The following is a 9,361-nucleotide window of genomic DNA, read 5'->3' on the forward strand; positions in this document are numbered from 1 at the left end:
CCGGGATCCCGCCGGCAGCTGCGTGCCGCCGGGCGCCGTGCCGCGGGGCGCCGCCACCTGCGCGGGCGCGGGCGGCAGCAGCTCCCGGGGGTCGGCCAGGGCGACCGCCGGGAGCAGGAATCCGTTCACCGTGCTCTCGGCGAGGCGAGCCAGCAGCCGGCTGGTCGGGTCCGTCCCCTTGCCGGGAGCGAGCAGCTCCGGCCGTTCGTCGATGAACGACGTGCTCACCCCGCCGGCGAGGAAGCCGGGGTCGGCGAGGAGCCGCACCAAGAAGTCGATATTCGTACGCACCCCGCGGACCCGGAACTCGTTCAGCGCCCGCCGGGCGCGCCGCGCCGCCTTCTCCAGCGTGTTACCCCGGGTCGTCAGCTTCACCAGCAACGAGTCGAAGTACGGGCTGACTTCGGCCCCCGGGTACGTGGCGCCGTCGAGGCGCACCCCCGGACCGCCGGGTGACTGGTAGAAGCTGATCGTCCCGGTGTCGGGCCGGAAGCCGTCCGAGGGATCCTCGGTGGTGACCCGGCACTGGATGGCGGTACCGCGCAGGACGATCTGCTCCTGGGCGAGGTTGAGGCCGGCCAGGCTCTCCCCGTCGGCGATCCGCAGCTGCGCCGCAACCAGATCAACCCCGGTGACCTCCTCGGTGACCGTGTGCTCGACCTGGATCCGGGGATTCATCTCCATGAACGTGTACCGGTCGTCGGCGCCGAGAAGGAACTCGACCGTGCCCGCATTGACATAGTCGACATGCCGGGCGAACCGCACCGCGTCGGCGCAGATGCTCGCCCGGACCGCCTCATCGAGCCGCGGCGCCGGGGCGATCTCCACGACCTTCTGGTGCCGGCGCTGCACCGAGCAGTCCCGCTCGTACAGATGGATGATGTTGCCGTAGGCGTCGGCCAGGATCTGGACCTCGATGTGGCGCGGCCGGTCCACCGCTTGCTCCAGGAAGATCGTGCCGTCCCCGAAGGCGGCGGCGGCCTCCCGGGACGCGCTCGCCACCGCGTCGGCGAGGTCGGCGAGGCGTTCCACCCGCCGCAGGCCGCGCCCCCCGCCACCGGCGGAGGCCTTGACGAACAGCGGGAAGCCGACCTCCTCGGCGGCGGCGAGCGCCCCGGCGCCGTCCGGCAGCGGCACCGAGGCACGCAGCACCGGCAGCCCGGCGGCCAGCGCGGCGTCCCGGGCGGCGACCTTGTCCCCGGTCAGCCGCAGGACCGCCGGGGGCGGTCCGACGAAGGTGATGCCGGCGGTGGCGCACGCCTCGGCGAGCACCGCCGACTCCGACAGGAAGCCGTAGCCGGGGTGCAGCGCGTCGGCCTCCGCCTGCTTGGCCACGGCGAGCAGGGCGTCGATGTCCAGGTATCCGCGCACCGGGTGCCCGGGGCCACCGATCTCGTAGGCCTCGGACGCCTTTGTCCGGTGCAGCGCGGAAACGTCTTCGGGCGTGTAGACCGCCACCGTGCGCAGGCCCAGTTCCTGAGCAGCTCGGAAAACACGGACGGCGATCTCACTACGATTTGCAACCAGTACCTTACGCACACGCGCCTCCTCGGACGGGTGCGCATCATTGTGGGGTGTGCAGGCCGCTACGTGTCAAAGTAACGTCTCAAGGGCCACCTTCGACAGATGGGCATAACGTCGGGACCCATGACGGCCCGTATCGTAGTGTTCGGCGCGACCGGTTACACCGGCCGGCTGGTGACCGCAGAACTCGTGGCTGTCGGGCACCGACCTGTCCTCGCCGGCCGCACGGAGACCAGGGTCCGTGCCCTTGCCGCCGCCTACGACGGCCTGGGGACCGCCGTGGTCGACGCGACTACCCCGGCCGGCGCGACCACCGCGGCCGGCGCGGCCGACCGGACGGAGGCTCGGGGCGCGCCCAGCGGCGCGTCGCTGGCCCGCCTGCTCGGGCTCGGCACCGGGGACGTGCTCGTCTCCACGGTGGGCCCGTTCCGCCGGTTCGGGCGGCCGGTCGTGGCGGCGGCGGCCGCGGTCGGCGCGCACTACCTGGATTGTTCCGGGGAGGGCGCATTCCTGCGGCACGTCTTCACCGAGGTCGGCCCGCGGGCGGCGGCGTCCGGGGCGGCGTTGATCCCCGGCGCCGGCTTCGACTTCGTCCCCGGCAACCTCGCCGGAGCACTGGCCCTGCAGGCGGCCGGCGGCGAGGCCCGCCGCCTCGACATCGGCTACCTCGTCACGGGCGCTCTCGGGATGAGCAGCGGAACGCGGGCGACCCTGCTGGCCGCGCTGACCGAGCCCGTCATCGTGCTACGCGGCGGCGTCCTCGTCGAGCGCCCGCTCGCCCGCGAGGTGCGGTCCTTCCGGTCGTCCGGCAAGGTCACCGGCGGGTCGGGCGGCCGGCGGGGACACCCGGCGGTGCTGTGGTCGGGAGGGGAGCCGTTCACCCTGCCCCGGCTCGCGCCGGCGCTGACCGACGTCGCGACGTATATCGGCGGCGTCGACCGCGGCATCCGTGTGGGGCAGGCGCTGTCGTTCCCCCTGTCCGGGCTGCGTCGTTTCCCGCCGGGCCGGGCGCTGCTGGCCGCTGCCGCCCGGTCCGCCCTGCGGACGACCGGCCGCGGACCGGACCGGGCGGCGCGGGCCCGCGCCGGGGCGCAGGTGTTCGCGCTCGCCCGGGACGCCGCCGGCCGGGAACTCGCCACCGTGCGGCTGGAAGGTCGCGACCCCTATGCCTTCACCGCTCGGATCATGGCGTGGATGGCGGGACATCTCGCCGCGGGCACCGTCGCCCGCGCCGGCGCGCTTGGCCCGGTCGACGCCTTCGGCGTCGAGGACCTGGAGCGGGCCGCCGCCACGGCCGGACTGCGTCGGGTGGGCTGACACCCGGTCAGCACCGCCGGCGGGTCAGTACCGCCAGCGGGTCGCCGCGACGACGGCAGCCGGGTCAGCCTCGGCGAACCGGTCGATCTCCGCGCGCCGGACGGCGGCGACCGCGTCGTGCAGCTCCCGTCCCAGGGCGCGGTGCAACACCTCGTCGGCCTCGAAGGCGGCGACCGCCTCGCCCAGGCTGGTGGGCAGGCGCCGGATGCCGCGGCGGGCCCGTTCGGCGGGGTCGAGCGAGGCCGGGTCGACGCCCACCGGCTCCGGCAACGCGGCCGCCGCCGCGAGCCCCACCTGCCCGGCGGCCAGCAGACCGGCCACCAGAAGGTAGGGATTCGCGGCAAGGTCGAAGGACTTCACCTCCAGGTTCGCCGCCTGGCCGGCCGCGGCCGGCGGCCCGGGGATCATCCGCAGCGCGGCCTCCCGGTTCTCCCGACCCCAGCAGGCGTGGACACCCGCCCACGTCGATGGCACCAGTCGCAGGTAGGAGGCAACGCTCGGGGCGCCGAGAGCCATCAGCGCCGGCAGCCGGCCGAGGATCCCGGCGGCGAACGCCTCCCCGGCAGCGGTCAGTCCGAGCGGCCCGTTGCCACCCGCCATGAGGTTGATCCGGCCCGGGCGGGCGGATCCCCCGCCGGCCCGGGCTGGGCCCCCCCGGTATGGGCCCCCCGGGTATGGGCCACCGGAGTTCGCCCCGCCCGGGCCCCCGCCCGAGACCGCAGGCCGGGCCGGGGCCGGCGGCCGGTCGGGATCGTCGCTCCACAGGCTCAGATGCACGTGGCCGCCGTTACCCACGCTGTCGACGAGCACCTTGGGGGCGAACGAGACGCGCAGGCCATGGCGCCTGCTGACGCCGCGCACCGTCTCCTTGACCAGCACGCACGTGTCGGCGGCGCCGAGGGGGTCCTGCGCGGCGACGGACACCTCGAACTGACCGGCCGCGTACTCGGGATGGATCTGCTCGACGACCAGCCCCTCCTCGGTGAGCGCGGTGACCACGTCCCGCAGGTAGTCACCGAGTTCGGCCACCCTGATCATCCCGTACGCCGGCCCGGGAGCGGCCGGGGCGAACTCGTCGGAACCGGCCGGGGAGACGGCCCATTCGGCCTCGAACGCCATCATCGCCGTCAGGCCGTGCTCGGCGAGCAGTGCCGTCTGGAGGCGGACGAGTTCCCGGCCGTCCTGCGGGTGCGGTCGGCCGTCCTGGTCACGGCGGTCGGCGGGGGCCCAGGCCCAGCCGGGCTGGGCCGCAAGGGGTGTCAGCCGGTCCAGGTCGGGATGCAGCCGCAGATCCCCGACGGGACCTCCGGCGTACCGTCCCGCCGTGATCGAGTCATCGGCGCCGAACACGTCGAACACCGGCGACACGCCGACGCCCCACACCGCCGCCGCGTCGAGCCGGCCGATCGGCACCCCCTTCATCCGAGTGATGCCACTGTTGTCGACGTAGGTCACCGCAACACAGACGACGCCGCGTACCTCCAGGTTCGTCGCCGCGTGCCGGGCCGCCGCGGCGAGCCGATCACGCCTACGATCCTCTCCGGCGATAATCCGAGGGGCGAACTCGTCCAACGCAGGCTCGTTCATCCTCACCTTCCCCACGGGTCTCCCCTGTCCCCATGGTCGCGCGTACGCCTGCCAGACGCCGGGCGGAGCGCACGGCACGGCGGCCCCTCACTCTCCCACGATGTTACGGAGAGCGACAAAATTCGGCCGGATCGAAGGAGAAGCCATCTGTTCATCACAATCGCTCCGAGCGTTGTCCACAGCTGGCGTCGACGCAAGAAGAGATGAAAACACGGCAACATCATCGACTTTCAGAACGACTGTCCCCAGGGAGCCAGGAGTAATCCACAAGTTATCCACAGGGCCGCTGTGGACCTGAGGATGACCGAATGTGTCCAGTACGGTCAGGCATGACCCCACCTTCCAGGGGGGATCATCGATGGGTGGGCCGCCCGGTGGAACCGTTCGTCGATCACGAGCTTGTCGACCACCACTGCCATGGTCTGGTCGGCCGCGATCTGACTCGCCCGGAATTCGAAAGCATGATCACCGAGGCGGAACACCCCGGACCACCGGGGACGACGCTGTTCGACAGCCAGATCGGCTTCGCCCTGCGGCGCTGGTGCGCGCCGGTGCTCGACCTACCGGCGCATGCCGCGCCGGAAGACTACCTCGAACGCCGGGCGGAGCTTGGCCACGCCGAGGTGCACCGGCGGCTGCTGCGTGCCTGCGGGATCACCACGTTCTGCGTCGACGCCGGATTTCAACCGGAGCCGCTGACCAGCGCCGCGGAGCTGGCCGAGCTCGCCGGCGGACGCGGCGTGGATGTGGTGCGGTTGGAGCGGGTCGCCGAGCAGGTCGCGGTCGACGTCATCACCGGGCAGATCGGCATGACCCACCTCGCCGACACCGTGCGGGCCCGGCTCGAGTCCGCCCGCCCCACCATGGTCGCGGTGAAGTCGGTCGCGGCCTACCGCGGCGGCCTGGAGCTGCCCGCACAGCGACCGACCGACCGCGAGGTCGCCGCCGCCGCCCGCGGCTGGATCCACGAGATCCGCGCCGGCGCCCCGATCCGGCTGACCGACCCCACCCTGCACGCCTTCCTCATCTGGTGCGGGGTCGACGCGCGGCTACCCATCCAGATCCACGTCGGGTACGGGGACTGCGACATCGACCTGCGCCGGGGCAACCCACTGCTGCTCACCGGCCTGCTGCGGGCGATAGCACCGACCGAGGTCAGTGTGCTGCTGCTGCACTGCTACCCGTTCCACCGGGAGGCCGGCTACCTAGCCCAGGTGTTCCCGAATGTCTACCTCGACCTCGGGCGCGCCATCCACAACTGCGGCCGCGGCTCGGCCGGCCTGCTCACGCAGGCACTCGAACTCGCCCCGTTCGGCAAGTTCCTCTTCTCCACCGACGCCTTCGCGCTCGGCGAGCTGTACCTGCTCGGGGCCGTCCTGTTCCGGCGTGGGTTGTCGGCGTTCCTCGCGGCGGGAGTCGCCGACGACGCCTGGACCGCGGCGGACGCCGAGCGGGTCGCCCGGCTCATCTGCGCGGACAACGCCCGCCGCGTCTACAACCTGCCCTGACCAACGACCTGCCCTGACCAGCACGGGCGGCTCGGCGGTCAGCCGGCGGCGGCCGGCGGGCAGAGGCAGAACGGGTGACCGACCGGGTCGAGAAGCACCCGCCACCGGTCCCCACCCGGCTGGAACTCGGCCTGCCTCGCGCCGAGGCCTTCCGCCAGGGCGATGGCGGCGTCCAGGCCGGCGACCCGGAAATCCAGGTGGAACTGCTGCGGGGCGTCCTGGTCCGGCCAGCGCGGCGGCTGGTAGCCCGCCACCCGCTGGAAACCGATCATGATCTCGGTCCCCGGTGGGGTGAGGTACGCCCAGGACCCCTCGTCGTCGGTGCCGGCGACGCCCCACCCGGTCAACGTGCCGTAGAAGGTCGCGAGCTCCTTCGCGTCCGGGCAGTCGAGCATCAGCCCGGCCCAGGTCGCCGCCACGTCACTCGCGGAGCCAGCACTTGCGGACCCAGTCGCCGCACCGGTAGCGGCCGCGCCCCCGGCCCTCTCCACACCCATCTCCCGAGCCGGGTCCGTTCCCGCCATGGCGATCTCCTTCGCGTTCCGGTGTCGATGCGTCGGATCCCATCCTCGAAGCCATACCTGACTTCTCCTGGCAGGTATGGCCCGGGGAGCATCGGGCATGCGTGCCGGCCGGCTCCTCTCCGTCCTGCTGCTGTTGCAGACCCGTGGGCGGCTCACGGCGCGTGAGATCGCCGACGAACTCGAGGTCTCCGTGCGGACGGTCTACCGGGATCTGGAGTCCCTCGCCGAGGCCGGGGTCCCCGTGCTGGCGGACCGCGGTGCCACCGGCGGGTACCGGCTGCTCGACGGCTACCGCACCCGGCTGACCGGGTTGACCTCCGGCGAGGCCGACTCCCTGTTCCTCGCCGGCATGCCGGCGGCCGCCGGCGAGCTGGGGCTCGGCACGATGCTCGCGGCGGCGGAACTGAAGCTGATGGCGGCCCTGCCCGAGCAGCTGCGCGAACGGGCCGGCCGGGTGCGGGAGCGCTTCCATCTCGACGCGCCCGGCTGGTTCCGGGCCACCGAGGACACGCCGCTGCTGACCGAGGTGGCAGCGGCGGTGTGGGAGCAGCGCCGCGTCCGGGCCACCTACCGGCGTTGGCGGGCCCCCCGTGAGATCATCCGGCACCTCGAACCGCTCGGCGTGGTCCTCAAAAGCGGCACCTGGTACCTGGTCGCCAACGTCGCACACGGCACCCAGGGCGTAGGCCTGGCCGAGGACGCTGGCAGCAGCCGCGACCCTGACGGCACCCGAGCCGCAGGCGCCACCGAGAGTGCGGACGGCAGCGGAGGCGCGGAACCGGCGGGCGGGCCGGCCACCCTGCCCCGGGTGTACCGGGTCGCGAAGATCCTCAGCCTCGAGACGACCACCAAGACGTTCGAACGGCCGCATGGCTTCGACCTCGGCGCCTACTGGGCCGGCTGGACGGCCCGCTACGAATCCGAGGTCTACCGGGCGCGGGCGACCATGCGGCTTTCCCCGACCGGCGTGACGATGGCCCCCTTCCGGCTCCCCCCGGCGGTCGCCCGCGCCGTCCGGGAAACGGCGAGCGCACCGGAGGAGGACGGCTGGGTACGCGCGGTGGTGCCGATCGAGTCCGTCCGGCACGCCGAGCGCGAACTGCTCGTACTCGGCCCGGACCTGGAGGTGCTCCACCCCCCGGAGCTACGCGAGGCGATGACGCGCGCCGCGGGCGCGCTCGCCGCGCTGTACGGCGCACCGGCGGCGGGCAACGGCGGAAGTCGCAGGCCCGTCGCCGGGAACCACAACCTGCCGGAACCCTGACTGCCGGAACCCTGACTGCCGGCAGCCTGACGCCTCCGGACGCCACGTGGCGCCTCGGTGCTTCGTCTGAATCACTGGGATGACGCCGGCACCAGGCTGCCAACCTTTACGGACGGTGGATGCCCACGCCCCTTGATCAGCGAGGGTCCACCCGTTCTTACGCCCTGTACGCGACAGCAAGCCCTCCAATAGGCGCGGGCCTGCTCCCTGGCCGTATCAGTGCTGAAGCAGGAGGCCCCTCGGGCGAGCGGCTCCTCAAACCCTGCCCCCTACTCGGCCACCTCCGCCTCTGATACGCCGCCAGACGCGGTCGCCGCAGCTTCTTCGTTTTTTCTTACAAAGTACGGAGAACCACGCTGCGGCCGCTCGCGCACACCGCCACACCGATTCGCCGGAAAGAGATCACATAGAGATCACTGTGGCTGTAATAATAGGTGATGCCAACTCCTGCCATTCATGGAGCACGTAGACTTCTGGCGTGGCCAGAGGAAGCTACGACGTGGTGATCGTGGGCGCGGGCCCGGCTGGGAGCGTGGCCGCCTTCGCATTGAAGCGACAGAACCCTCGCCTTCGCGTGCTTCTGACCGACAAGGCTGTTTTCCCGCGCGATAAGGCGTGCGGTGACGGCCTCGGCGCCGGGGCCGTTGCGGCCCTACGCCGCCTGGGCCTGCTTGGTGTTGTCCATGATGCCATTTCACCGTTAAACGTGCGAGTCAGCGGACCTGACGGAACCGAGGCGACGGCGGTCGGCCCGACGGTCGCCGGCCGCGATCTTTCCGGGTATGTACTTCCACGTGAGATCCTCGACGCGCGTCTCGTTGCTGCGGCACGCGAGGTCGGAGTTGAAATTCGAGAAGGCACATCATACCATTCATCGGGGCTGACCGCTAACAGCCGGATTATCATATTTCAAATCGGTTCGGAATCGAGCTCCGTCGAGGCAGCCCCTGATGATCGGTGCCGATGGCGCCTATTCTCGGGTACGACGCGATCTTGGAGTCAGTCGCCAGGATGACCGATTCTCCTCGATCGCCATACGCTCATATGCCAAGTTCTCGGATCCGCGCCGCGCCCCGCAGGAGGTTATGCCGCTCCGACTTGACTTCAGTGACAAGGGGGACGTAATGAAGTAACAAATACGTGATCGAGAGCATCATCGCAGGTCACAGGCCTGTGGAGGGTTCGAAACGCGCAAGTTATTTCATTTCGACTCCTCAGCTCTTTGAACAGAAATTTAGACGGCGATTTCGATTGCACTTCGCCAGCTGCACGGTGGCGAATATGATCATGGGCAACAAGAGATGGGATAATCTGGTTATCCGGGCAGCGTCTCGAGACGGCAACGTTATGGACGCAGCATCTCTTATGCTCTTCGATGAACGCCGCATGTACCTATCCACAGGAGCCCGAATCCTCGTCTACGGCACACGAAGATGATGTCCGTTACCGGCTCCACGATGCCGGCTCTTCGAAGTTAAGCGGGTTTGAGGCATCTGCGGGCTCGGCGGGTGGTTGCGCAGCGTGTTCGTAGCCGCTGGTTTTCGGGGTTGCGGTAGCCGAAGGCGCTGCGGGCGTCGAGCTTGATGACCCGGTTGTGGCCTTCGCTGGCGGCGTTGGTGATGCCGCTGTGCAGGAAC

The 9,361-nt window shown here is 71.1% G+C and carries 8 protein-coding genes; 4 read left to right on the forward strand and 4 right to left on the reverse strand.

Annotated elements, in window-relative coordinates; translation table 11 throughout:
- The coding region (locus AC08OQ_RS13970; RefSeq protein WP_476612102.1) for an ATP-binding protein at positions 1–1,539 on the reverse strand (1,539 nt) is incomplete at its 3' end.
- A gap of 108 nt (positions 1,540–1,647) precedes the next feature.
- Between AC08OQ_RS13970 and AC08OQ_RS13975 the strand changes: the two genes are divergently transcribed.
- Positions 1,648–2,841: a saccharopine dehydrogenase NADP-binding domain-containing protein gene (locus tag AC08OQ_RS13975; RefSeq protein WP_476601026.1), complete on the forward strand. Its 1,194-nt coding sequence runs from the start codon at positions 1,648–1,650 to the stop codon at positions 2,839–2,841.
- A 24-nt stretch (positions 2,842–2,865) separates the two neighbouring features.
- On the opposite strand, the gene AC08OQ_RS13980 is transcribed toward AC08OQ_RS13975, so the two are convergent.
- Positions 2,866–4,428 carry a type I glutamate--ammonia ligase gene (locus tag AC08OQ_RS13980; RefSeq protein ID WP_476601024.1) on the reverse strand — a complete coding sequence of 521 codons (1,563 nt, stop codon included), beginning with the start codon at positions 4,426–4,428 and terminating at the stop codon, positions 2,866–2,868.
- Between the two features lie 362 nt (positions 4,429–4,790).
- On the opposite strand from AC08OQ_RS13980, the gene AC08OQ_RS13985 reads away from it, so the two are divergent.
- Positions 4,791–5,936, forward strand: a complete 1,146-nt coding sequence (locus tag AC08OQ_RS13985) for an amidohydrolase family protein (protein WP_476601022.1) — start codon at positions 4,791–4,793, stop codon at positions 5,934–5,936.
- A gap of 38 nt (positions 5,937–5,974) precedes the next feature.
- On the opposite strand, the gene AC08OQ_RS13990 is transcribed toward AC08OQ_RS13985, so the two are convergent.
- Positions 5,975–6,460, reverse strand: a complete 486-nt coding sequence (locus AC08OQ_RS13990) for a VOC family protein (RefSeq protein WP_462189021.1) — start codon at positions 6,458–6,460, stop codon at positions 5,975–5,977.
- A 97-nt stretch (positions 6,461–6,557) separates the two neighbouring features.
- Here AC08OQ_RS13990 and AC08OQ_RS13995 point away from each other — a divergent pair, with 97 nt between their 5' ends.
- On the forward strand, positions 6,558–7,724 hold the full coding sequence (locus AC08OQ_RS13995) for a helix-turn-helix transcriptional regulator (protein WP_476601020.1): 1,167 nt from the start codon (positions 6,558–6,560) through the stop codon (positions 7,722–7,724).
- 502 nt (positions 7,725–8,226) lie between these two features.
- Positions 8,227–8,739, forward strand: a complete 513-nt coding sequence (locus AC08OQ_RS14000) for an NAD(P)/FAD-dependent oxidoreductase (RefSeq protein WP_476605620.1) — start codon at positions 8,227–8,229, stop codon at positions 8,737–8,739.
- Between the two features lie 459 nt (positions 8,740–9,198).
- Here AC08OQ_RS14000 and AC08OQ_RS14005 read toward each other — a convergent pair whose 3' ends face one another.
- On the reverse strand, positions 9,199–9,357 hold the full coding sequence (locus AC08OQ_RS14005) for a transposase (RefSeq protein ID WP_476612103.1): 159 nt from the start codon (positions 9,355–9,357) through the stop codon (positions 9,199–9,201).
- Positions 9,358–9,361: the final 4 nt, after the last annotated feature.

It is taken from the genome of Frankia sp. CcCS3 (assembly GCF_977927575.1).

Coding starts and splice junctions, on each gene's coding strand:
- AC08OQ_RS13975 (WP_476601026.1), top strand. CDS start 1,648: ATGACGGCCCGTATCGTAGTGTTCGGCGCGACCGGTTACACCGGCCGG.
- AC08OQ_RS13995 (WP_476601020.1), top strand. CDS start 6,558: ATGCGTGCCGGCCGGCTCCTCTCCGTCCTGCTGCTGTTGCAGACCCGT.
- AC08OQ_RS13990 (WP_462189021.1), bottom strand. CDS start 6,460: ATGGCGGGAACGGACCCGGCTCGGGAGATGGGTGTGGAGAGGGCCGGG.
- AC08OQ_RS13980 (WP_476601024.1), bottom strand. CDS start 4,428: ATGAACGAGCCTGCGTTGGACGAGTTCGCCCCTCGGATTATCGCCGGA.